The organism is Pseudomonas putida (assembly GCF_028682635.1).
Classification (GTDB): Bacteria; Pseudomonadota; Gammaproteobacteria; order Pseudomonadales; family Pseudomonadaceae; genus Aquipseudomonas; species Aquipseudomonas putida_AE.
In genome coordinates this window covers 43,480-64,225 of sequence record NZ_JANHLK010000031.1, presented here as the reverse complement: position 1 = coordinate 64,225, position 20,746 = coordinate 43,480, and the positions used below count along the sequence as shown (strand labels likewise).

Below are 20,746 nucleotides of genomic sequence, written 5' to 3'. Positions count from 1 at the left end.
AAGCGGATTGTCAGCCAACACTTGTGTCGACTGGCACGCCCTCTTCGCTGGCAAGCCAGCTCCTACAGGTTTTCGTTTTGCCTGTCAGGTCGGGGCAGGGGTTATTTGATGGGCGAAAACTGCGCGGGCATCAGCAGCTTCGATTCCATTTTTTCCAGCATCGGGAAGGCGATCGGCACGAAGCCTTCGAGCCAGTCCGGGTCCTGGTACAGCGCGGCGCGTTTGTTGATTCGCTCGTCCAGGCTCTCATAGGCCCAGATGTGAATCACCTGGTTGAGCTCGCCGATTTCCGTGTACCACCAGCCCACCAGAGTGGCGTAGCGGGAGATTACCGGCAGGCCGTTTTCCTCGAAGTGCTTGAGGTAGGTCTGCATCGTGCCGATCTTCAGGGTGTAGGTGCGCATCTCGTAGAACATGGGGTTTGTCTCTCAGGAGTGAATGCCATGGAAGGCGTTGCGGATGATTCGCTCGACGTCGGCTGCAGTGGTCAGGCGCGGGTTGACCAGCACATTGGCGCTGCGCATCGAGTCGCTGACCATTTGCGCCATGCACTCCAGGTCCACGCTCAGGTCCTTGATGTTGTCGGGAATGCCGATGGCCTTGTTCAGCGCCATCACGTGCTCCACCACCTTGTGCCCGGCACCGGCAGGGCTCAGGCCGCTGACGTCTTCGCCCATGGCGATGGCGATATCGCGGAACAGCTCCGGGCAGGCCGGCAGGTTGTACTCGATGACATAGGGCAACAGCGTGGCGTTGGCGATGCCGTGGGGGATGTTGAACACGCCGCCGAAGGTGTGGGAAATCGCATGCACGTTGCCCAGTTTCGATTGGGCGAACGCGACCCCGGCGAGGAACGAAGCGAGCAGCATCTGCTCCCGGGCGTGCAGGTCTACGCCAGCGAAAAACGCCTTGGGCAGGTGCGTGCAAATCATCTTGATCGCCTGCAGGGCCAAGGCCTGGCTGATCGGGTTGGCCTGCTTCGAGACGTAGGATTCGATGGCGTGGGTCAGGGCGTCCATGCCGGTGGCGGCGGTGATCGACGGCGGTAATTTGAGGGTCAGTTCAGCATCGAGAATGGCCAGTTTTGGAAACAAGGCCGGGCTGATGATCACCGTCTTGAACAGGGTCTTGGTGTTGGTGAACACCGTGGACGCCGTGCACTCACTGCCGGTGCCCGAGGTGGTCGGGATGGCAAAGATCGGCAGCGGCGGGTGCAGCAGTTTGTCGTAGCCCTCGTAGTCGAGGATGTTGCCAGGGTTGGTGGCCATGGCCGCGACACCCTTTGCAGTGTCAATGCTGCTGCCGCCACCGACGCCGATCACCGAGTCGCAATCGTGCTGCTTCAGGAAAGCGACGGCGCGTTCCAGCACATCCGTGGTGGGGTTGGGTTCGACGCCGGCAAACACTTCGTAGCCAATTTCACTCTCAGTCAGCGAGGCGAAAAAACTGTCCATGACGCCCGACGCCATCAAGCCTTGGTCGGTGACCACCAGCAGCTTGTTGCGAACATGGGGCTTGAGCAAGGCGCCGGCCTGACGCACCAGGCCGTTGCCGCTTTTAAGGGTCGTGGGGAAATGGAACTGGAACGGGTTCATGGGGCTCTCCGGTTTCTTGTTGGTTGCGCAACAGTAATGAGCGCTGCTGGCTGTCGATAATGAAAAGGCCTGATACACCGATCACGCTTTGTCATCCCCCGAGCGACGGTTGCGCGGTGGTAACGTGGGCGCTTTGAACAGTCAGGAGCATGGACATGGATTTGGGTATTTCGGGGCGCTGGGCGATTGTCTGCGCCGCCAGCAAGGGCTTGGGCCTGGCCTGTGCGCGGGCCTTGGCGAAGGAGGGCGTCAACCTGGTGATCAACGCCCGTGGCAACGACACCTTGCAGGCCGCCGCCAATGAGTTGCGCGGCCTGGCGCCGAACATCGAAGTGCGCACCGTGGTCGGGGACATCAGCACACCTGCGGTGCGCGCGCAGGTGCTGGCGGCGTGTCCGCAGGTGGATATCCTGGTCAACAACGCCGGCGGGCCGCCTCCGGGCGACTTTCGCGACTGGCAGCGCGAAGACTGGCTCAAGGCGCTGGACGCCAACATGCTCACGCCCATCGAACTGATCAAGGCCTGTGTCGATGGCATGGCCGAGCGTGGTTTCGGGCGCATCGTCAACATCACCTCCGGCGCGGTGAAGGCGCCGATCGATGTACTCGGGCTGTCCAATGGCGCCCGCAGCGGCCTGACCGGGTTCATCGCCGGGCTGGCGCGTCAGGCGCGACTGGCGGGCAACAACGTCACGGTCAACAACCTGCTACCGGGGCCGTTCGAGACCGAACGCTTGCACAAGACCCTGAATGCCGCCGCCGAGGCCAATGGCAGCAGCGTCGAAAGCATTGCCGAACAGCGGCGCAAAAACGTCCCGGCCCAGCGCTTCGGCCAGCCGGATGAATTCGGGGCTTATTGCGCGTTCATTTGCGGCGCGCAATCGGGTTTCCTGACCGGGCAAAACCTGTTGCTGGACGGCGGCAGTTACCCCGGTACGTTCTGATCGGCGGGGGATGACCGTGGGTAATCCCCCAATCAGATCCCATCATTATTCAGCACTCGGGGGCGTGATTAGAGTGGGGCCGCTTGCCTGATTCCGTTTGTCAAAACGCCGTACCTGTGGGAGCGGGCTTGCTCGCGAAGACGGAGTGTCAGTCGAAGTTGATGTGTCTGACACACCGCATTCGCGAGCAAGCCCGCTCCCACAGGTTCCGCGTCCTGAATGACAGGCATCGGGCAGCTCGTCTCCACAACAATAAGAGCGCCCCACATGAACAATCCGAGTGCCGAAAGCCTGGCGTTGCCAGCCGCGTCCGCAACCGAACGCGCCACCAACGTGCGTTGGCGGATATTCCTCATCATGCTGTTGCTGACCGCGATCAACTACATCGACCGCGCCTCGCTGTCGGTGGCCTTGCCGCTGATTTCCAGCGAGTTCCAGATCCCGCCGGCCCTCGAAGGCCTGATGCTCAGCGCGTTTTTCTGGTCTTACGCCTTGATGCAGATTCCCGGCGGCATGCTGTTGGACCGCTTCCACACCCGCCGCGTCATCGTCGTCGCGACCGTCGCCTGGGGCGCGTTCCAGGCGCTGGCCGCCGGGGCGCACAACTGGATCACCCTGCTGATCACGCGCATGGGCCTGGGCGTCGCCGAGTCGCCGATCATGCCCGCCGGCGCCAAGCTCAACGGCGCCTGGCTGACCCCCAACGAACGCGGACGCGGCGCGGTGCTGGTCGATGGCGGTGCGCCGCTGGGCAGTGCCTTCGGTGCGATCATCATTGCCGGGCTGATCGGCTGGTTCGACTCCTGGCGCATCGCCTTCGTGATCGCCGGGGTCGGCACCATGCTCGCCGGCGTGCTGGCCTGGAAATACATCCGCAACCACCCCAGCGAGCATCCAGGTGTCAATGCCGCTGAACTCGCGCACATCACCACAGGCAACGCCACGCTCAGCCAGCCCGGCGCCGTCACCAGCATCCCGTTCAAGGAACTGCTCAAGGACCGGTCGGTGCTGGCGATGTTCGCCGGTTACTGCTGCATCCTCAGCGTGTTCTACGGCCTGCTGACCTGGATGCCGAGCTACCTGCACCAGACCCACGGCCTGAACATTTCCGGCATGGGCGGGGCGACCTTCCTGATTTTCATGTGCGGTTTCGTCGGCGAGTTGGTCGGCGGCTATCTGGGGGACAAATGGAAATCCAGCGGCGCCTCGCCCAACCTGGTGATGCGCAGCATGTTCAGCGGTTCGGCGCTGGTCGCGGCGCTGTGCATGCTGGCCACGGCCTATACCGCCCAGGCGAGCCAGGCGATTGGCCTGCTGTGCGTGGCGATGTTTTTCATTCGCTGGTGCGGCATGTACTGGTGCATTCCGTCGATCCTCGGCGGCACCTCGAAAACCGGTGTACTGGCCGGCACCATGAATTTCTGCGGGAACATGGCCGGGGTGATCGTGCCGATCCTGATCGGCCTGATCGTGCAGTTCACCGGCTCGTATTTCCTGGTGCTGATCTTCTTCGTGGTCATGGCCATGCTGCTGGCGATATTCTCCAGCCTGATCGATTACCGGGAGCGAGGGCTGGTTTGATATGGGAAAACGACGGGCTGGACGCGTGCACATGACCCTTGCTCTCGGTGGCCAGGCGCGTTTCGGCCCTGTTCGGCATCGAATCGCCGGGCCTGACCAGTTGCCTGGCACTGGCCGAACGGGTGGTGGACCACCTGTAGGAGCGAGCTTGCTCGCGAAGAACTCGAGAGCGCTGCTGGGTGTCAGGCACTCAGCGTCATCGTTGACGACCATCGCGAGCAAGCTCGCTCCTACAGGGGAGGGGTGACCGATGATCAGCGGCTGCGCCACAGCCCGCGGATAGCGCTATCCTTGGAAGATGTGCTCTTCGCCATCGGAGAAGTCTGATGATCAACGTACGCACTGCCCGCATGCTTGCCGATTACAAGCAATGGGCCAACCAGCGCCTGTTCGAGAACCTGGCGTTGCTGCCGCCGGGGGAAGTCGAAAAAGAACGTGCCGGGGTCTTCAAGAACATCATCGGCACGCTCAATCACATCTACGTGGTGGACCGAATCTGGCAGGCTCACCTCGAAGGCCGAGGGCACGGCTTCAAGACCTCCCATGACCTGGTGCACCCTGAACTGGCGGTGCTGCGCCTGGCGCAACAGGACGCAGATCGCTGGTACTGCAACTGGAGTACGAGGCAGACCGATGCTTCGCTGGACAAACCCGTCAGGTTCACTTTCGTTTCTGGCGAAAGCGGCACCATGAGTGCCGGCGCGATGCTGATGCACGTGGTCAACCACGCCAGCTATCACCGGGGCTGGGTGATCCAGATGTACTTCGAGATCCCGGCCATGCCGCCGATGACGGACCTGCCGGTCTACCTGCGCGAGACTGACCCGCACTTCAACTCGCTCAATGCCCCGGCAGTGGCGCCGACATGTGCTCCACTATTCGCGAGCGCAACCAACGTTCTGCCGGATCGTTATCGTTGACGCCGTTCCAGACCATGGACAGTTCGGACAGGTTGATCTCAAACGGCGGGTCGTCGGCGCGCAGCTGGCTGCTGCCATCGATCAACGCACAGGCGGCGTAATCGGGCACCGAGGCCAGCATGTCGGTGCCCGCCAGCAAGGCGCGCAGGCCCGAGAACTGCGGCACCGCCAACACCACCCGGCGCGAGCGGCCGATGCGCGCCAGGTCATTGTCGATGGCGCCGCTCAAGTCCCCGGAAAACGACACCAGCGCGTGGGGACGCTCGCAGAATTCATCCAGGGTGAGGGGCCCGGGCCGGTCATCGCCGCGCAGCACCTTGACACTCAGATCCCGCAGCTTCTTGCGCTTGGCGTTGGCCGGCAACTCCGTGGTGTAGCTGATGCCGACGGAAATCTCGCCGCTGCCGAGCATCGACGACATCAACAGGTAATTGACCCGGCGCACCACCACCACGACGTTCTGCGCCTCCTCGCGAATCTGCTTGAGCAGCGGCGGAAACAGGCCGAACTCGGCATCGTCGGACAGGCCGATGCGAAACACATCGCGGCTGATCGACGGATCGAAATCCTTGGCCCGGCTGACCGCCCCGGAAATGGTGTCCATCGCCGGCTGCAGCTCCTTGAGAATCACCAGGGCCCGCGGGGTCGGCTCCAGCACCCGCCCGTTGCGCACCAGCAGCGGATCGTCGAACAGATCCCGCAAGCGCGCCAGCGCCGCACTGACGGCGGGCTGGCCGAGGAACAGCTTCTCCCCGGCGCGGGTCAGGTTCTTCTCGAACATCAGGGTTTCGAAAATCACCAACAGGTTCATGTCCACGCGGCGCAGGTCGTTGCGGTTCATGGTGGGGGCTCGCTGGGTTTGGAGTCTTTTCAGTAAAGCACCAAACCCTCAGGAAAGACGCGCAACCTGTGGGAGCGGGCTTGCTCGCGAAGAGGGAGTGTCAGTCGACATTTATGTGTCTGACACACCGCATTCGCGAGCAAGCCCGCTCCCACAGGAGTCGGCGCGGCACAGACTCAAGGTGGATCGAGCTGGTCCAATGCCCGGTTCACCGCCAGTTCACCCGATCGCTGTGTTTTCAGTGACCGACAAACGATAGAGCCCGGCCCCGAGGCGCACAAGCCGGCGGATTCTGGCGTACGCGTAGGCAACGACGCAAGGTGTTGTAGCTTTCATCAAGTGACGCTGACAGCCGTTAAACACGCGCGTTAAACAGATGCCGCCATCGCCAGCAGGCTGGCTCCCACAGTTGATCGATGTCATGCGAAGCATTGGTGTGCACCGCAGATTCAATGTGGGAGCCTGCTCGGCACATTCAACATTTACTTCGGCTGACAGGCCGCCTTCGCGAGCAAGCCCGCTCCCACATTTTGTCATGTGCTGGATTCTGAATCCGTCAGCACCTTCCTGAACGTCTCCACCAAGGGCCGCAGATTGATCCGGTGCCACGCCGCCCACAGCGGCCTGGTGAGGGCAATCCACGGCACTTCCCGCAGCACCACGCCCGGCGGTGCGTTGCGGCTCAAGCCTTTCTGAATCATCGCGATGCCCAGTCCCGAGGCCACCAGCGCCATGGCGGTGAAGGGGCCGGTGGCTTCCATGCGGATATCCGGGGTGAAGCCGGCGCGGATGCAGGCGCTGACGAAGTTTTCGCGGCTGCTGACATTCTGGTGGTGCTGCACGCCGATCCATTCCTGGTGGGCGAGATCGTCCGGGGTCAGCACGGCCTGCTGCGCCAGCGGATGGTCCTCGGGCAGGGCCAGCAGCATCGGATCGTCCAGCACCTGGAAGCCCAGCAGGTCGGGGTCGTCGTCTGTCGGCGGTTCGCTGACCAGGGCGATATCCAGACTACGCTGACGCAGGCCTTCGAGTTGTTCGGCGGAACTCTGGTTGTACAGCGCGACGTGCACGTTCGGCCGATCGACCCGCAGCACGCGCAAGGCATTGGGCAGGACGCCGGCGTGCATGGCGTTTTCGATGTAGCCGATGCACAGGCCGCCTTCTTCGCCGCGGCCCAGGCGTTTACCCAGGGATTCCAGGCGGTTTGCGTGGGTGAGCAGGGCACGGGTTTCGGCGAGGAAGGTCTGGCCGTCGCGGGTCAGGCGAATGCGTTGCTGGCTGCGCTCGAACAGGGTCAGGCCCAGGCGCTCTTCGAGCTGGGCGATCTGCCGGCTCAGGGGCGATTGGGAAATGTGCAGGCGTTCGGCGGCGCGACCGACGTGTTCTTCCTCGGCGACGGCGACGAAGTAGCGCAATTGGCGAATGTCGATCATGTCAGACCTCTTGGGACTCAAGTGCTGCACATTATGTCTTGGACGGTCCGAAGATGGCAATCTAGGATTGGCTCATCGGTCATTTGAACTGACCACTGACACCAAGAGGATTCACGTATGAGCTTGAAAGACAAACTGCCCGGCACCCTGGGTTTCGGCACCGCGCCATTGGGCAACATGTTCCGCGCCATTCCCGAGGAAGAAGCGCAAGCCACCGTCCACGCCGCCTGGGAGGCCGGCGTGCGTTATTTCGATACCGCGCCGTTCTACGGTTCCGGTCTTTCGGAAATTCGCCTGGGCGAGGCGTTGTCCCGCTACAACCGCGACGACTATGTGCTCAGCAGCAAGGTCGGCCGGGTGATCCTCGATGAAGTCGAAGACGCCGCGGCACGCGACCTGGGTGAGAAAAGCGGGGTGTTCGAACACGGTCGCCCGAACAAGATCGTCAACGACTACAGCGCCGATGCGACGCTGCGTTCGATCGAAGACAGCCTCAAGCGCCTGCAAACCGATCGCCTGGACATCGTCTGGGTGCATGACATCGCCCAGGACTTCTACGGCGATCAGTGGCTGGAGTACTTCAACCAGGCCCGCACCGGTGCCTTCAAGGTGCTGACCCGCTTGCGCGAAGAAGGCGTGATCAAGGGCTGGGGCCTGGGGGTGAACAAGGTCGAGCCGTGCGAATTGACCCTTGATCTGAGCGAAGCGCAGCCGGACGGTTTTCTGCTGGCGGGTCGCTACACTCTTCTCGACCATGACCGGGCGTTGCAGCGTTTGATGGACGCGGCGCTGGCGCAGAATGTCGAGATCGTGGTCGGCGGCCCCTACAGCTCGGGCATCCTGGCCGGTGGCGAGCACTTTGAATACCAGAAGGCCAGCCCGGCGATCGTCAGCAAGGTCGAGCAGATCAAGCGCATCGCGGCGGCCCATGGTGTCGACATCAAGGCGGCGGCGTTGCAGTTCTCGTTGGCCAACCCGGCCGTGGCCGCGGTGATTCCAGGCGCCAGTCGCCCGCAGCGGATTGCTGAAGATGTGGCCGCCTTGTCGACGGTGATTCCCGCCGCTTTCTGGCAAGCGATGCGTGAAGCGAAGCTGGTGTCCGAGCGCGCACCCTTGCCGATCATTGGAGCTTGAGCATGAAAATCGATCTGAGTGGAAAACTGGCGATTGTCAGCGGCAGCACCGCCGGCATTGGCCTGGGTATCAGCAAGGCACTGGCCGAATCCGGTGCCACGGTGGTGGTGATCGGCCGCGAGGCGGCCAAGGTCGAGCAGGCGCTGGCGAGCATTCGCCAGCAGGTGCCCGATGCGCAACTGCGCGGGCTGACGGCCGACCTCGGTACCGCTGAAGGCGCGGAACAACTGTTCGCCGCCGAACCAAAGGCAGACATCCTGGTGAACAACCTGGGGATCTACAACGCGGTGGATTTCTTCGACACGCCCGACAGCGAGTGGACGCGCTTCTATGAGGTCAACGTGATCTCCGGTGTGCGCCTGTCCCGGCATTACGTGCCGGACATGGTCAAGCAGGGCTGGGGGCGGGTGATTTTCCTGTCTTCGGAATCCGGCATCGCGATTCCCGCGGACATGCTCAACTATGGCGTGACCAAAAGCGCCAACCTGGCGGTGTCCCACGGCCTGGCCAAGCGGCTGGCGGGCACCGGCGTGACGGTCAATGCGATCCTGCCGGGCCCGACCTTGACCGATGGCGTGGAGCTGATGCTCAAGGATGCGATTGCCGCGTCCGGTCGCAGTGTCCAGGAAGAAGCCGACGACTTTGTGCGCAAGGCGCGGCCGACGTCGATCATCCAGCGCGTGGCGAATGTCGAGGAAGTGGCGAACCTGGTGGCGTACATTGCTTCTCCGCTATCCTCGGCCACCACGGGCGCGGCGCTTCGAGTCGACGGCGGCGTCGTCGACAGCATGGCCATCTGACCTTATTCATTGAGAGAGAGCTTTACATGGCAACTGCATCAGCAACCATCGACATCCCGGCCTCGGCCGATCAGGTCTGGCAATTGATCGGCGGCTTCAACTCGCTGCCGGACTGGCTGCCGTTCATTCCCAAGAGTGAGCTCAGCGAAGGCGGGCGGGTGCGTAGCCTGCAGACGGCGGATGGGGCGGTGTTGATCGAGCGTCTGCAAGCGTTCGACAACGAAGGCAAAACCTACAGTTACTCGATCGAGCAGGCGCCGTTTCCGGCGACGGAGTACCTGGCGACGATCAAGGTCGAAGCTCAGGGCGACGGGGCCCGGGTGACCTGGTCCGGCCGGTTCGAGCCGGTGGGTGTGAGCAATGAGGAAGTGGTGGCGTTGTTTGCCGGGATCTATCAGGGCGGCCTCGAGGCCCTGCGAGCCAACTACCCAACCTGACAACACCACATATCCCCTTGTGGGAGCGGGCTTGCTCGCGAAGGCGGAGTGTCAAACAACATCAATGGTGTCTGACACTCCCTCTTCGCGAGCAAGCCCGCTCCCACATTTGATCGTGGTTATCAGGGAGATTTGGGTCAGGTCGTAGCAATCAGACTCTGCCGGCAATCAAGCACCAACCGCGCCCCACCCAGCTCGCTGTTACCCACTTCCAGCGTAAACCCGTGCAGGCTGACAATCGCCGCAACGATCGACAATCCCAGGCCAAACCCGCTTTTCTGGTTGCCCGCCTCGGCGCGATAAAAGCGCTGGAACACCGCCACCCGTTCTTCCTCCGGGATACCCGGGCCGGAGTCGAGCACTTCGATGCGGGTATGCCCGTTTTCATTGAGCCCACGCAAAATCACCTGGCCACCGGGCGGGGTGAACTTGATCGAGTTGCTCAACAGATTGGCCACCGCCTCGAACAGCAAGGCGCGGTCGCCATTGAGCGGTGGCAACCACTGCGGCAACTGCAGTTCAAATTTCAGGCCGTCGTCTTCCGCCAGGGGCAGGTAGAAGTCATGCAGTTCCTGCAGCAACGGCACCGGGTCGAGCTGCACGAAGCCGGAACGGCGCTGGCGATCCTCCAGTTCGGAGATTCGCAGCAAGCCGCGAAAGCGCGCCATCAGCGTATCCGCCTCGCCCAGCACCAGGTCCAGTTGCGCCGCTTGCGCCGAGCCTTCGCCGGCCTGTTGTTGCATGCGATAGAGCTGCGCGCGCAGGCGGGTCAGGGGAGTACGCAGGTCGTGGGCAATGTTGTCGCACACGCCCTTGACCTCGTGCATCAGGCGCTCGATGCGTTCGAGCATGGCGTTGACGATGGCGGCGAGCATGTCCAGTTCGTCGCGGCGATTGGACAGCGGCAAGCGTCGGGTCAGGTCACCGTTGACTATCGCCTCGGCGCTGCCCTGAATCGCGCGAATCCGCCGTAGCGGGCGGCGGCGCAACAGGTGCCAGCCGACGATGCCCGGCAGGATGGTCAGGGTCACCCCCCAGAACAGCGCGTGCAAAATGATCCGCGTCACGGCGAACAGCGAGCCATTGTCACGCACCAGCACCAGCCAGAGACCATCGCGGGTCTGGGTCGCCACGGCGTCGCAGCTGTCGTTGGGCAGCGTCGGGTCGTCGGAGTCGGCGCAGTCGCTGAGCATGTGGATCTTGCCATCGAGGGGCAAGCCGCGCGGGATATGGTTCAGCGCACCGCTGAGGTAGCGATGCTGGCGGTCGAACAGGCCATAGGCGTCGATGCCGCGGATGTCGAAGGTCATGCTGACGGCGAGGGCGTCCACCAGTTGTTCGCCCTGGAAACGCGAGAACAGGTGCTGGCGTTGCATCAGCGAATGCTTGGCCAGGTTGTCCAGGTAAGCGGACACCTCGTAGTACATGACCCCCATGAGGATCCCGCTCCACACCACGAACAGCGCACTGTACAGCGCCAGCAAGCGACTGCTGGAGGAGCGCCAGCCTTTAGACGGGTTCGGCAATGACATAACCCGAGCCTCGCACGGTTCGAATCAGTGGGACATTGCCAGGTGGGTCGATCTTTTTGCGCAGGCGGCCGATGTGCACGTCGATCAGGTTGGTGCCGGGGTCGAAGTGATAACCCCAGACCTCTTCGAAGATCATCATCCGCGAAAGGATCTGCCCGGTGTTGCGCATGAGGAATTCCAGCAGCTTGTACTCGGTGGGCAACAGCGTCAGCAACTGACCGTCGCGGCTGGCTTCATGGCTGATCAGGTTCAGTTCCAGGTCCGCCACCCGCAACGTGGTGGCTTGCGCGGTCACGGTGTTCTGGCGGCGCAGGAGGACTTCGACCCGGGCGGCCATTTCATCGGTGGCGAAGGGCTTGGTCAGGTAATCGTCGCCCCCGGCACGCAAGCCACGCACGCGCTCGTCGACGTCGGAGAGGGCGCTGATCATCAGGATCGGCGTGGCCACGCCCATGGTGCGCAACGTGGTGACGATCGCCAGGCCGTCGAGCTCGGGCAGCATGCGGTCGAGGGTGATCAGGTCGTAATTGCCGCTGACCGCACGCTCCAGGCCCTCTCGACCGTTGTCGACCCAATCTACGTCAAGGCCGTGGCTGCTCAGTTCGGCGACAATTTCCCGGGCGGTCACGGCGTCGTCTTCGATGGTCAAGATGCGGGTCATAAGGCTGGCCTGATTAGGTGTTCACAACGTTTGTGCGCCATTTTGCCAAGAAATGATCGCAGGCTTACTAAATAAAAGTTCATTTGAAGCACTATCCACCCCAAGGAGCTGCCGAAGGCTGCGATCTTTTGATCTTTCAAATCAATGCATAAAACCCGCTGAACAGACCCCTACGTTGCATATTGCATGGCCCGTGGAAGTTCAAACTTTGTAACTATATGACGGACAACGATTTATTAAAAAAACGCGACTGGCACGGTGACTGCAATTGCTCTTTCGAGACTTGTAACACCATCTTTCTGCCTGGAGCGATACAACAATGAATAGATCCTCTGAGGGTTTCTATCCCGCCACGGATGAGTCGAGCACAGTGTCCGGCGTGTCCTGGGGTGCGATATTCGCCGGGGCCGCGGCTGCCGCGGCGTTGTCGCTGATCCTGGTACTGCTCGGTTTCGGCCTGGGGTTCTCGGCGGTTTCGCCGTGGGCCAATGAAGGCATGAGCGCCAAGGGGCTGGGCATTTCGACGATTGTCTGGCTGGCCGTCACGCAAATCGTTGCGTCCGGGGCCGGTGGCTACATCGCAGGCCGGCTGCGGGTGAAGTGGGCTTACATGCATGGCGATGAAGTCTACTTTCGCGACACCGCCCACGGCTTTCTCGCCTGGTGCGTGGCGACGCTGGTGACGGCGACACTGGTGGCCGGCTCGGTCAGCAGCATCGTCAGTGGCGGGGTGCAAGCCGGGGCGCAGGTCGCCGGTGGCGCCGCCAACGCCGTGACCCAGGCGGCAGGCACCGCGGCAGCCAATACCGACAGCGATCAGTACGGCTACTACATCGACAGCCTGTTTCGCGATGACCGTCCGGCTGCCGTCAGCGATGACGCCGCCCGCGGCACTGTGACGCGCATTTTCGTGCGTTCCCTGAGCGATGGCCAGTTGTCCCCTGAAGACCGCACTTACCTGGCTCAACTGGTGGCGCAGCGGACCAACCTGACGCAAGCGGACGCGGAGCGTCGTGTGGACGAAGTCTATGCCCGTACGCAAAAAGCCGTGGCCGACGCCAAGCTGGCTGCGCAACAGGCTGCTGACACTGCCGCCAAAGTCGCTGCCTGGACCACCTTGTGGATGTTCGTCGCGCTGTTGGCCGGGGCGTTCTTCGCCAGCCTTGCCGCGACCTTTGGTGGCCGTCGTCGGGATGCCGTGGTGTATGTGGAAACCGACACCTACGTCAGCCCCGCACCGATTCGTTAACCCTGGAGAATCATCATGCGTTCATTATTGTTGTTCTTTCTCGGCGTACCTATCCCGATCATCATCCTGATCGCTCTGTTCATGCACTGATCTCTTGAGGCTTGTGCCTCTGCCGCTCCTGCCTTGCGCAGGAGCGGCGTTTTTATTTTCGGCAGTTACATTGATGTTGGCTGTAATTGCCTCTTCGCGAGCAAGCCCGCTCCCACAGTGTGGACCGCATTCCCCTGTGGGAGCGGGCTTGCTCGCGAAGAGGCCTTATCAGGCGCTATAAATTCATCCATCAATCGGCGTAGCAACAAACGCCTCAAGCCCCTCGGCATAAGCGGTAAACGCAGCAATCAGCGGAAACTGCGCGGCATCAACCTGATCCGGCACTACCAGATTGGTAAAACTCCACGCCACGGCGAGGGTAATGCCATCCTGACCAATCAAGCCGTCACTCGGCAGCGCCTGCTTTTCCAACTCCCGTTCCAGCGCCGAATAAGACGCCGCCAGTTGCCCCACGACGCGTTCGACCCAGGGTTGGAACTGGATCTCTGCCGGGCGCAGGTTGCGCTCATAATAAAGCTGCACCGACTTTTCGCTGGCTGCGAGTGCCAGGCCAATCAGGCGCAATGCACGCAGGCGTTGCTCGATACCCTGGGGCATCAGGCTGCGGCCAGGCCCGGCCAGGGCTTCCAGGTAATCGATGATCAGCGTCGAATCCATCAACACCTCGCCATCGTCGAGCACCAGGGTAGGCGCCTTGACCACCGGGTTGATCTGCTTGAACTGCTCGAAGGTCCTGAACACCGACACCGATTGCTGCTCCAGGTCGATGCCCAGGCGCTTGGCCGAAATGGCGACGCGTCGCACGTAAGGTGAGTCCAGCATGCCGATCAGCTTCATATAACCGCTCCTTGAGATAGCCATTTGCCGAGCCACAACCTTAGCTGAGCCCGATCGACCCGCACAGTGGGGCATGCAGCTCAGCGGTTTGTCATGCATATCCCTGTGCATGATTGAATTTCTTGCTATAAACGCACTCCGATATCCGCCTGGATGCCTGTCATAGAGCATTTTCGAGGCCTTGTCGGACAAATTCGCTGTCTTTTCAGTTGCTGAGGCCTCAAGTCGGCCTTAGACTGCCGCCCCTCTTAAATTGAGTGCCGGGTGGCGCTTGGTATAAACGGCGCCTTTGCGATGACCTTCGATGGTCCGCCGCAACGCTCCCTAATTCGCCTTAATGCACGTTTTTTATAGAGATATCAATGACAAAGGACAAGTTGCTGGCCATGCCGGCGGATGACTACATGAATGCCGAGCAACATGCTTTTTTCTCCGAGCTGTTGCAGAACATGAAAGTCGAAACCCACGAGCGCATCGAACAGAACCGCATCGCCATCGAAAGCCTGGACACCCCGGCCGACCCGGCTGACGCCGCTTCCGTCGAAGAAGAGCGCACCTGGCTGGTGAACGCGATCGATCGTGATCAGCGCATGCTGCCCCAGTTGGAACAAGCCCTGGAACGTATCAAGGAAGACAGCTTCGGCTGGTGCGATGACAGCGGCGAGCCGATCGGCCTCAAGCGCCTGCTGATCAGCCCGACCACCAAGTACTGCATCGAAGCTCAAGAACGTCACGAGCAGATCGACAAGCACCAGCGTCAGGCCTGATTCCCGTGAAGTAGCCCATTAAAGGTGGGCTGCTTGAAAAGATCGCAGCCTTCGGCAACTCCTACAGGTTTAAGCGAACCCCTGTAGGAGCTGCCGCAGGCTGCGATCTTTGCTTTTTGACGTCTACACAAATCCCCGCTGACTTCTATTGATCTGCTGCAACGTCCCCGACTAAAGGCTCATGGATAATGGCCTTGTGCCGGCGTTTAATGCGAAGACAACAACTAGAATATTTTGCGGGGTGACAAATATGACGAGAGACGGATCTCGGGATGCGGCATTGCCTGCACCGGTGCTTTTGCCGAAAAACCGCTGGCTGACGCCGACTCTGCAAAGCATCGCCCTGGTGCTGTTGCTGTGTGGCATGACCCTGGGCGGCTGGTCGCTCTACCTGGGCCTGCCTGTGGCGGTGCTGATCATCTGGCTGCCGCGCCTGCGTACTCGCGCATCGCCCGAAGCGGTACCTGCCAATACCTCCAGCGCGCTTTCGGCGCTGACCCGCGAACTTTCCTACACCACCAGTCATAACGCCCTGTCAGCCGCTGGCGTGGCCTTTTCGGTCAAGCAACTGGCGGACAAGTTGCAATCGCAACTGGGCGCGGCGGCGCAAATCGTCGGCAATGCCGAAGTCATGATCGCCACCGAGCAGGCCACCTCCACCCTCAGTCGCCAGGCGCTCAGTGCCGCGAGCGAAGCACATCAGAGCGGCGTGGCAGGGCGCACCGAATTGATCGAGTCCATCGCCCGCATGCACCAGCTCAGCCAGCGGGCCAGCAACAGCCGTGAACTGATTGAGGCCCTGAGCCTGCGCAGCGATGAGATCCAGCGGGTCACGCTGGTGATCCAGTCCATCGCCAGCCAGACCAACCTGCTGGCCTTGAACGCGGCGATTGAAGCGGCGCGGGCTGGAGAACACGGGCGAGGCTTTGCGGTGGTGGCCGATGAGGTCCGCGGGCTTGCCGCGCGCACTGCCACGGCCACCGGCGAAGTCGGGGAGATGGTGGCCGATATCCAGCAACGCACCGCGCAAGTGGTCGAGCAGATCCGCCAGTTGTCGGGCGACCTCGACACCGGGGTCCAGCAGGTCGAACAGACTGGCCAGCACCTGGAAAATATCGCCCGCCTGGCTGCCAGCGTCGAAAGCCAGGTCGGTGAGATCGCCCGCGGTGCGGAAACCAACCGCGAACAACTCGATAGCCTGTTTCACGCCATCGAGCAGATGCGCAGCGACCTGGCCATCAGCGACCAACAGACCCAGCGCCTGGCCCTGGCAGCGGTGCAGATGGAAGGCCAGGCCGAGACCATCAGCGAGCGCCTCGCCGAAGTCGGCCTGGATGACTACCACCAGCGGATCTACGACCTGGCCCGGGAAGGCGCGAGCCAGATCGCCGCGCGTTTCGAGGCCGACATCGAGGCGGGGCAGATCAGCCTCGAAGACCTGTTCGACCGCCATTACCAGGCGATCCCCGATACCCACCCGACCAAATACCGGACGCGTTTTGATCGCTACACCGATCAGGTCTTGCCAGGGATCCAGGAGCCACTGCTGCCACGCCACGAAGGCCTTGTGTTCGCCATCGCCTGCACCCAGCAGGGCTATGTGCCGACGCATAACAAGGCGTTCAGCCAGCCACTGACCGGCGACGTACAGCGCGATACCCTGCAGAACCGCAGCAAACGCAAATTCGCCGACCGCACGGGGATCCGCTGTGGCAGTCATCAGCAGGCGGTGCTGTTGCAGACCTACACCCGCGACACCGGCGAATTGATGCACGACCTGTCGGTGCCGATCATGCTCAAGGGCCGCCATTGGGGTGGTTTGCGCCTGGGCTACAAACCGGAAAACCCTCGATGATGGAAGGCTATTGTTACAATTTTGGTAACGAAGCTATACAAAGTCGATATTGTTTGCGTGCCTGTGAAGTCGTTACCATACCTCTATTAGTTAGGTAGCTAACGGAATTGGAGGCGCAGCATGCACAATAAAGTTGATGTCGCGGTCATGATCGGCAGCGGAGTACCCGCCAGTCTACGGGCTTTGGGCCAAAGCATCTGCTGGGTGGTGCTGCTCAATGGCGAACGCCGTGGCACTGCCTATTCCAGTCGTTATGAAGCCGAAGAGTGCAAGGCTGCCTGGTTGGCGCAATTGCGCGCCGAAACGGCAGGCAGCCGGCACTGTGCCTGAGGCTAGTGAACCTGATGCATGCGCAGGTTCAGGTCGTCGACCACCCGCGCCCAGTCGGCGTCTTCACGCAATTGTTCTTTGAGGAAGCCTGCCTGTTGCGGGGTCCAGAAATCGGCGTCGATGAGTTTTTTGTCGTCGGGCAGGGGGGAATGGTCGGCAATGAAATCGTCAATGGCTCGCTGGCTGGAGTCCAGGCCGAGCTGGTCGAACAGGCCTTTCAGGTCGTGGGTCGGTGATTCCATCTTGATCTCCTTGCGGTCATCGGTCGTGTCGAGTGAAAGATATGAAGCGCGCCTGCGTTACATCTGAGGGAGGCGGGCTTCAGTAAGTTCGAAAACGATGTTCAAACGCAGCAGTGAGCATAGACCGCAAATTCGCCCGTCAGCTTTTCAAGGCGCCCGCATCGACGGCGTCCTTGAGTTCCCTGGCCGATTGCTGGGCGGCGAGGGCGGCGATGTCGGAGGATTTGAACCAGCGATCTTTCTCGACCTGATGATAGGTCACGGTTTTCAGCGGCGGTTTGGCGCGCATCACGATCACGGCCTGGAATTCGCCGTCGATTTCCCTGGCTTCGCCCCTGATGAAAAACTCGCCGATATCAAATTCCGTCACGTTGCAGCCTTCCCATGAAAAATATTGTTGTTTGACGCGCCCGCCACCGGCAGGCGCGTTTGATTGGTCGGGCAGTATGGCAGCAGTTGCAGGCCGGCGGCTGAGTAAAGTCGCCGGCCTGACGAAAGCTTCAAGGGAAAACGGGACGAATGTGTCACATACGTGACTCAAGTGCGCGGGCGAGGGCGCAGGCCTGGTTATGGTCGCCGCGGAAACCTCTTACGTGTCCCGTGGAAGTTTCCTTGATATGGAAGAAAGCGTTGCCCGCCAGGACCACCTGGAATCGTGGCGGCGCAGCATCGGCTTCGCTGGCAAGAAACACCGCGGGGTGCAGGGAAGATGGGGTGTTGGAGTAAGATGCCTGGGGATGGGCAAAGTGTGTCAGTGTGCACATATGAAGTCCTTTTCGTGGTTTGCCGACGTAATGTTCGTCGTTATGGGTAGTCTCGGTGAGCATCGCTGCTCTAGAATCAGCCTTACTGGTGGGTGGACAAGGGTTATCTAAAGCAATTTTCGCCTGGCGATATGTCAGAAAAGTGCTTTTTTATAAGAGTTTTTTCCCTAAAGTTGATAGTCCGTATTTTTCTGGCCGTTCCGAGGGCTTTTTCCTTCAGCCTTTGTCGAACGCCGGGCGAGACGATGTGAACGGCATCCAGTAATCTGCTCAAGCCTCGAGAGGGATCAGCACTCTGCTCATCCCAGGATCTCAACCCGGGTTATCTGGCTTCACCTCGGCATTGCCGCTTTTTTGGCTGCGCGCTTTTTTCGCGTGCGGCGTCATTTTCAGATGTGGGGATGTTTCCTTGGCAGTAAGTAATCTCGATATGCATGCTTTGTTCGTGCTGGGCGATTTGCGCGCAAAGCTGGTTAAACAGTTTCAGTCACGTTTCGTCTACCTTACCGAACAGAGCGCCGAAGGCATTTATGTTGCCGAAATCGACACCGAAGCCGCGCTGGTGGTGGACGATAAACCGGGGCTCAAGCTCAAGGTCGGCGATCATTTCAGCGCGTCGGTGTTGCCCAGCCGCGAAGGCGGCAAGCTGGAAATCAAGTTCCGCGACATCAAGCTGACGGTCTACGGCCTGGGCGACTACGCCTTCGTGACCACCGCCGATGGCCATGCCATCCTGTTCAAGGAAGGCCATAGCGTGGTGACGGTATTCGCCGCCCACCAGCAGTTGCAGGAAGGCCTGACCAAGACCCTCAAGGCCGTGACCGCCAAGGCCGCGAAATGGCGCAAGGGTGAACTGGTGACGTTCAAGGCCAGTGAGTAGTGAGCCTGCCCCGCGCCGATTTCCACCAGCAGCACCAGGCCAGCGCGCAAGCCGAGGCCCTGCGCCTGTTCGAGCACAAGGCCGTCCTGCAGGGTGCCTGGCTGAACTGGGTGGCTTCGCAGATCTACGCGTTGCAACCCGCGGCGTACGCCAGCATGGTCAGGAGAGAGCTGGCCCGCCTGCAGGAAATATCCGATAACTGATCCCCGTCCCTCGAAAGCAGGAACCTCTACTACAGTCAGTTGACTGAGTATTCAGAGGCTTCGCGGTCTTCTGCCAGGCCATCCTGCTATTGCTGTGAACAGCACGAGGTGCACAAGCATGAAAGGCATTCGCCGGTTGCTGGCCGCTGTCGTGGCCACGTTCGGATTGTTGGCGTCACCCGTTCCGGTGCTGGCTGCCAGCGCACCGATCCACTTTGCCGACCTCAACTGGGAAAGCGGCAGCCTGATCACCGATATCCTGCGGATCATCGTCGAGAAGGGCTATGGACTGCCGACCGACACCTTGCCGGGCACCACCATTACCCTGGAAACCGCACTGGCCAACAATGACATCCAGGTCATTGGCGAAGAGTGGGCCGGACGCAGCACGGTCTGGGTCAAGGCGGAGGCCGAAGGCAAGGTCGCGAGCCTGGGCGACACGGTCAAGGGTGCCACCGAGGGCTGGTGGGTGCCGGAGTACGTGATCAAGGGCGATCCGGCCAAGGGCATCAAGGCGATGGCGCCGGACTTGCGCAGTGTCACGGACTTGCCCAAGTACAAGGACGTGTTCAAGGACCCTGAAGCACCGAGCAAGGGCCGCTTCCTCAACAGCCCCATCGGCTGGACCTCGGAAGTGGTCAACAAGCAGAAGCTCAAGGCCTATGGGCTCGAGGACAGCTATGTGAACTTCCGCAGCGGCTCGGGGGCGGCGCTCGATGCGGAGATCAGCTCGTCGATTCGCCGGGGCAAACCAGTGCTGTTCTATTACTGGTCGCCCACGCCGCTGCTCGGTCGCTTCAAGTTGATCCAGCTGGAGGAACCGCCTTTCGATGCGCAGGCCTGGAAAACCCTGACCGACGCCGACAACCCGAATCCGCAACCGACCCGCTCGCTGCCCTCGAAGCTGTCCATCGGCGTGTCCACGCCGTTCCAGAAGCAGCACCCGGAAATTGCCGAGTTCTTCGCCAAGGTCGATTTCCCCATTGACCCGTTGAACCGGGCTTTGGCCGAGATGAGTGAAAAGCACACGCCACCGCGCCAGGCCGCCGAAGCGTTCATGAAGGCGCATCCGGAGGTCTGGAAGGCGTGGTTGCCGCAAGAGGTGGCGGACAAGGTTTCTGCCGCTCTGTAGGCGCTGGCTGCCTCGTTGGTCGGGTCGCGGGTGTGAGTGCGTGCAGGGCCAAAAAAGCCGACTAGGATGAGTCTGTTCAAATCCCTTTCAAGGATTGCAGACCATGACCTTCGTGTTGGCTCAATGGCTGGCGACGGTAATTGCGGTGATCGCTCTGGTACACCTGTATTGGGCGTTTGGCGGTGAATGGGCCGCCGTGGCGGCGGTGCCGCAGGTGCCGGTGGAGGGCGGTACGCGGTTGCAGCCGGCCTTCCAGCCCCGTGGCTGGATGACGATGCTGGTGGCGGCGGCGTTGCTGATCATTGCCCTGTTGGTGTGCCTGCGGGTTGGCTGGTGGCTGCCGCAGGTTGATCACCGAGGGTTGCAGTGGGTGATCAGCGTCATTGCGCTGTTGCTGTTCGCCCGGGCCATTGGTGATTCGGAGCTGGTGGGGTTTTTCAAGGAGGTCAAGGGGTCGCGATTTGCGCGGCTGGATACCTGGGTCTACTCGCCGTTGTGTGTGGTGTTGGGGGCGGGGTTGTTGGCGGTGGCGTGGGTCTGAAACCCATTTCTCGCGGC

At 61.4% G+C, this 20,746-nt stretch carries 24 protein-coding genes; 14 read left to right on the top strand and 10 right to left on the bottom strand.

Going from position 1 to position 20,746, the window contains the following annotated elements; genetic code table 11:
- Nucleotides 1-101: 101 nt before the first annotated feature.
- Complete coding sequence (locus NPS56_RS26965; protein WP_274077463.1) at nucleotides 102-416, bottom strand: NIPSNAP family protein; 315 nt, start codon at nucleotides 414-416, stop codon at nucleotides 102-104.
- A 12-nt stretch (nucleotides 417-428) separates the two neighbouring features.
- Entirely contained in the window at nucleotides 429-1,595 is a 1,167-nt protein-coding gene (locus tag NPS56_RS26960) for an iron-containing alcohol dehydrogenase (RefSeq protein ID WP_274077462.1), read from the bottom strand.
- A 155-nt stretch (nucleotides 1,596-1,750) separates the two neighbouring features.
- Between NPS56_RS26960 and NPS56_RS26955 the strand changes: the two genes are divergently transcribed.
- The 3 genes from NPS56_RS26955 to NPS56_RS26940 all read left to right on the top strand — a co-directional run bounded on the left by NPS56_RS26955 (nucleotide 1,751) and on the right by NPS56_RS26940 (nucleotide 5,040).
- On the top strand, nucleotides 1,751-2,539 hold the full coding sequence (locus NPS56_RS26955; protein WP_274077461.1) for an SDR family oxidoreductase: 789 nt from the start codon (nucleotides 1,751-1,753) through the stop codon (nucleotides 2,537-2,539).
- A 267-nt stretch (nucleotides 2,540-2,806) separates the two neighbouring features.
- Entirely contained in the window at nucleotides 2,807-4,120 is a 1,314-nt protein-coding gene (locus NPS56_RS26950) for an MFS transporter (RefSeq protein WP_274077460.1), read from the top strand.
- A 326-nt stretch (nucleotides 4,121-4,446) separates the two neighbouring features.
- A complete protein-coding gene (locus tag NPS56_RS26940; RefSeq protein WP_274077459.1) occupies nucleotides 4,447-5,040 on the top strand; it encodes a DinB family protein in 594 nt (197 codons plus the stop codon).
- On the opposite strand, the gene NPS56_RS26935 is transcribed toward NPS56_RS26940, so the two are convergent.
- Together NPS56_RS26935 and NPS56_RS26930 are read right to left on the bottom strand one after the other, a co-directional pair.
- Nucleotides 4,961-5,881 (bottom strand): LysR substrate-binding domain-containing protein, encoded by a 921-nt coding sequence (locus NPS56_RS26935; protein ID WP_274077458.1) that lies wholly within the window; start codon nucleotides 5,879-5,881, stop codon nucleotides 4,961-4,963. The genes NPS56_RS26940 and NPS56_RS26935 overlap by 80 nt on opposite strands.
- Before the next feature lie 533 nt (nucleotides 5,882-6,414).
- The gene (locus tag NPS56_RS26930; RefSeq protein WP_274077457.1) at nucleotides 6,415-7,314 is read right to left on the bottom strand and encodes a LysR substrate-binding domain-containing protein; all 900 of its coding nucleotides are present in this window, start codon (nucleotides 7,312-7,314) and stop codon (nucleotides 6,415-6,417) included.
- Between the two features lie 117 nt (nucleotides 7,315-7,431).
- On the opposite strand from NPS56_RS26930, the gene NPS56_RS26925 reads away from it, so the two are divergent.
- Genes NPS56_RS26925 through NPS56_RS26915 form a run of 3 tightly spaced genes read left to right on the top strand, consistent with a single transcriptional unit; the run spans nucleotide 7,432 to nucleotide 9,685 of the window.
- Nucleotides 7,432-8,448 (top strand): aldo/keto reductase, encoded by a 1,017-nt coding sequence (locus NPS56_RS26925; protein ID WP_274077456.1) that lies wholly within the window; start codon nucleotides 7,432-7,434, stop codon nucleotides 8,446-8,448.
- A gap of 2 nt (nucleotides 8,449-8,450) precedes the next feature.
- The gene (locus NPS56_RS26920; protein WP_274077455.1) at nucleotides 8,451-9,248 is read left to right on the top strand and encodes an SDR family NAD(P)-dependent oxidoreductase; all 798 of its coding nucleotides are present in this window, start codon (nucleotides 8,451-8,453) and stop codon (nucleotides 9,246-9,248) included.
- A 26-nt stretch (nucleotides 9,249-9,274) separates the two neighbouring features.
- Nucleotides 9,275-9,685: an SRPBCC family protein gene (locus NPS56_RS26915; RefSeq protein WP_274077454.1), complete on the top strand. Its 411-nt coding sequence runs from the start codon at nucleotides 9,275-9,277 to the stop codon at nucleotides 9,683-9,685.
- 137 nt (nucleotides 9,686-9,822) lie between these two features.
- Here NPS56_RS26915 and NPS56_RS26910 read toward each other — a convergent pair whose 3' ends face one another.
- Both NPS56_RS26910 and NPS56_RS26905 read right to left on the bottom strand, forming a co-directional pair.
- On the bottom strand, nucleotides 9,823-11,217 hold the full coding sequence (locus NPS56_RS26910; RefSeq protein WP_274077453.1) for a sensor histidine kinase: 1,395 nt from the start codon (nucleotides 11,215-11,217) through the stop codon (nucleotides 9,823-9,825).
- Nucleotides 11,195-11,878, bottom strand: coding sequence for a response regulator transcription factor (locus NPS56_RS26905; RefSeq protein WP_020796732.1), 684 nt, complete (start codon nucleotides 11,876-11,878; stop codon nucleotides 11,195-11,197). Before NPS56_RS26905 ends, NPS56_RS26910 begins: the two co-directional genes overlap by 23 nt.
- Nucleotides 11,879-12,197: 319 nt before the next feature.
- Between NPS56_RS26905 and NPS56_RS26900 the strand changes: the two genes are divergently transcribed.
- Nucleotides 12,198-13,127, top strand: a complete 930-nt coding sequence (locus NPS56_RS26900) for a hypothetical protein (protein WP_274077452.1) — start codon at nucleotides 12,198-12,200, stop codon at nucleotides 13,125-13,127.
- A gap of 273 nt (nucleotides 13,128-13,400) precedes the next feature.
- On the opposite strand, the gene NPS56_RS26895 is transcribed toward NPS56_RS26900, so the two are convergent.
- Entirely contained in the window at nucleotides 13,401-14,015 is a 615-nt protein-coding gene (locus tag NPS56_RS26895; protein ID WP_274077451.1) for a glutathione S-transferase, read from the bottom strand.
- 362 nt (nucleotides 14,016-14,377) lie between these two features.
- Between NPS56_RS26895 and NPS56_RS26890 the strand changes: the two genes are divergently transcribed.
- From NPS56_RS26890 to NPS56_RS26880, 3 genes are all read left to right on the top strand, one after another.
- Nucleotides 14,378-14,782, top strand: coding sequence for a TraR/DksA family transcriptional regulator (locus NPS56_RS26890; RefSeq protein ID WP_007935965.1), 405 nt, complete (start codon nucleotides 14,378-14,380; stop codon nucleotides 14,780-14,782).
- Nucleotides 14,783-14,963: 181 nt separating this feature from the next.
- Entirely contained in the window at nucleotides 14,964-16,637 is a 1,674-nt protein-coding gene (locus NPS56_RS26885) for a methyl-accepting chemotaxis protein (protein ID WP_425313650.1), read from the top strand.
- Nucleotides 16,638-16,757: 120 nt separating this feature from the next.
- A complete protein-coding gene (locus NPS56_RS26880; protein ID WP_274077449.1) occupies nucleotides 16,758-16,967 on the top strand; it encodes a hypothetical protein in 210 nt (69 codons plus the stop codon).
- 2 nt (nucleotides 16,968-16,969) lie between these two features.
- On the opposite strand, the gene NPS56_RS26875 is transcribed toward NPS56_RS26880, so the two are convergent.
- The 3 genes from NPS56_RS26875 to NPS56_RS26865 form a co-directional block, all read right to left on the bottom strand.
- Nucleotides 16,970-17,209 carry a DUF2789 domain-containing protein gene (locus tag NPS56_RS26875; RefSeq protein ID WP_274077448.1) on the bottom strand — a complete coding sequence of 80 codons (240 nt, stop codon included), beginning with the start codon at nucleotides 17,207-17,209 and terminating at the stop codon, nucleotides 16,970-16,972.
- A 139-nt stretch (nucleotides 17,210-17,348) separates the two neighbouring features.
- Nucleotides 17,349-17,579 (bottom strand): hypothetical protein, encoded by a 231-nt coding sequence (locus tag NPS56_RS26870; RefSeq protein ID WP_274077447.1) that lies wholly within the window; start codon nucleotides 17,577-17,579, stop codon nucleotides 17,349-17,351.
- Nucleotides 17,580-17,733: 154 nt separating this feature from the next.
- The gene (locus NPS56_RS26865; RefSeq protein WP_274077466.1) at nucleotides 17,734-17,973 is read right to left on the bottom strand and encodes a hypothetical protein; all 240 of its coding nucleotides are present in this window, start codon (nucleotides 17,971-17,973) and stop codon (nucleotides 17,734-17,736) included.
- A gap of 430 nt (nucleotides 17,974-18,403) precedes the next feature.
- Here NPS56_RS26865 and NPS56_RS26860 point away from each other — a divergent pair, with 430 nt between their 5' ends.
- From NPS56_RS26860 to NPS56_RS26845, 4 genes are all read left to right on the top strand, one after another.
- Nucleotides 18,404-18,853: a hypothetical protein gene (locus NPS56_RS26860; RefSeq protein ID WP_274077465.1), complete on the top strand. Its 450-nt coding sequence runs from the start codon at nucleotides 18,404-18,406 to the stop codon at nucleotides 18,851-18,853.
- Nucleotides 18,853-19,056 (top strand): hypothetical protein, encoded by a 204-nt coding sequence (locus NPS56_RS26855; protein WP_274077446.1) that lies wholly within the window; start codon nucleotides 18,853-18,855, stop codon nucleotides 19,054-19,056. The genes NPS56_RS26860 and NPS56_RS26855 overlap by 1 nt, the downstream gene beginning before the upstream one ends.
- A gap of 118 nt (nucleotides 19,057-19,174) precedes the next feature.
- Nucleotides 19,175-20,188, top strand: a complete 1,014-nt coding sequence (locus tag NPS56_RS26850; protein WP_274077445.1) for an ABC transporter substrate-binding protein — start codon at nucleotides 19,175-19,177, stop codon at nucleotides 20,186-20,188.
- Between the two features lie 103 nt (nucleotides 20,189-20,291).
- Nucleotides 20,292-20,729 carry a DUF3995 domain-containing protein gene (locus tag NPS56_RS26845; RefSeq protein WP_274077444.1) on the top strand — a complete coding sequence of 146 codons (438 nt, stop codon included), beginning with the start codon at nucleotides 20,292-20,294 and terminating at the stop codon, nucleotides 20,727-20,729.
- The last annotated feature ends 17 nt before the right edge of the window (nucleotides 20,730-20,746 follow it).

Excerpts from the sequence above, each read along its gene's own strand:
- NPS56_RS26935 (WP_274077458.1), bottom strand. The coding sequence starts at position 5,881 with ATGAACCGCAACGACCTGCGCCGCGTGGACATGAACCTGTTGGTGATT.
- NPS56_RS26860 (WP_274077465.1), top strand. The coding sequence starts at position 18,404 with ATGCATGCTTTGTTCGTGCTGGGCGATTTGCGCGCAAAGCTGGTTAAA.
- NPS56_RS26955 (WP_274077461.1), top strand. The coding sequence starts at position 1,751 with ATGGATTTGGGTATTTCGGGGCGCTGGGCGATTGTCTGCGCCGCCAGC.
- NPS56_RS26930 (WP_274077457.1), bottom strand. The coding sequence starts at position 7,314 with ATGATCGACATTCGCCAATTGCGCTACTTCGTCGCCGTCGCCGAGGAA.
- NPS56_RS26890 (WP_007935965.1), top strand. The coding sequence starts at position 14,378 with ATGACAAAGGACAAGTTGCTGGCCATGCCGGCGGATGACTACATGAAT.
- NPS56_RS26895 (WP_274077451.1), bottom strand. The coding sequence starts at position 14,015 with ATGAAGCTGATCGGCATGCTGGACTCACCTTACGTGCGACGCGTCGCC.
- NPS56_RS26915 (WP_274077454.1), top strand. The coding sequence starts at position 9,275 with ATGGCAACTGCATCAGCAACCATCGACATCCCGGCCTCGGCCGATCAG.
- NPS56_RS26910 (WP_274077453.1), bottom strand. The coding sequence starts at position 11,217 with ATGTCATTGCCGAACCCGTCTAAAGGCTGGCGCTCCTCCAGCAGTCGC.
- NPS56_RS26905 (WP_020796732.1), bottom strand. The coding sequence starts at position 11,878 with ATGACCCGCATCTTGACCATCGAAGACGACGCCGTGACCGCCCGGGAA.
- NPS56_RS26940 (WP_274077459.1), top strand. The coding sequence starts at position 4,447 with ATGATCAACGTACGCACTGCCCGCATGCTTGCCGATTACAAGCAATGG.
- NPS56_RS26885 (WP_425313650.1), top strand. The coding sequence starts at position 14,964 with ATGGATAATGGCCTTGTGCCGGCGTTTAATGCGAAGACAACAACTAGA.
- NPS56_RS26875 (WP_274077448.1), bottom strand. The coding sequence starts at position 17,209 with ATGGAATCACCGACCCACGACCTGAAAGGCCTGTTCGACCAGCTCGGC.
- NPS56_RS26880 (WP_274077449.1), top strand. The coding sequence starts at position 16,758 with ATGCACAATAAAGTTGATGTCGCGGTCATGATCGGCAGCGGAGTACCC.
- NPS56_RS26950 (WP_274077460.1), top strand. The coding sequence starts at position 2,807 with ATGAACAATCCGAGTGCCGAAAGCCTGGCGTTGCCAGCCGCGTCCGCA.
- NPS56_RS26960 (WP_274077462.1), bottom strand. The coding sequence starts at position 1,595 with ATGAACCCGTTCCAGTTCCATTTCCCCACGACCCTTAAAAGCGGCAAC.
- NPS56_RS26965 (WP_274077463.1), bottom strand. The coding sequence starts at position 416 with ATGTTCTACGAGATGCGCACCTACACCCTGAAGATCGGCACGATGCAG.
- NPS56_RS26900 (WP_274077452.1), top strand. The coding sequence starts at position 12,198 with ATGAATAGATCCTCTGAGGGTTTCTATCCCGCCACGGATGAGTCGAGC.
- NPS56_RS26865 (WP_274077466.1), bottom strand. The coding sequence starts at position 17,973 with ATGTGCACACTGACACACTTTGCCCATCCCCAGGCATCTTACTCCAAC.
- NPS56_RS26925 (WP_274077456.1), top strand. The coding sequence starts at position 7,432 with ATGAGCTTGAAAGACAAACTGCCCGGCACCCTGGGTTTCGGCACCGCG.
- NPS56_RS26845 (WP_274077444.1), top strand. The coding sequence starts at position 20,292 with ATGACCTTCGTGTTGGCTCAATGGCTGGCGACGGTAATTGCGGTGATC.
- NPS56_RS26920 (WP_274077455.1), top strand. The coding sequence starts at position 8,451 with ATGAAAATCGATCTGAGTGGAAAACTGGCGATTGTCAGCGGCAGCACC.
- NPS56_RS26850 (WP_274077445.1), top strand. The coding sequence starts at position 19,175 with ATGAAAGGCATTCGCCGGTTGCTGGCCGCTGTCGTGGCCACGTTCGGA.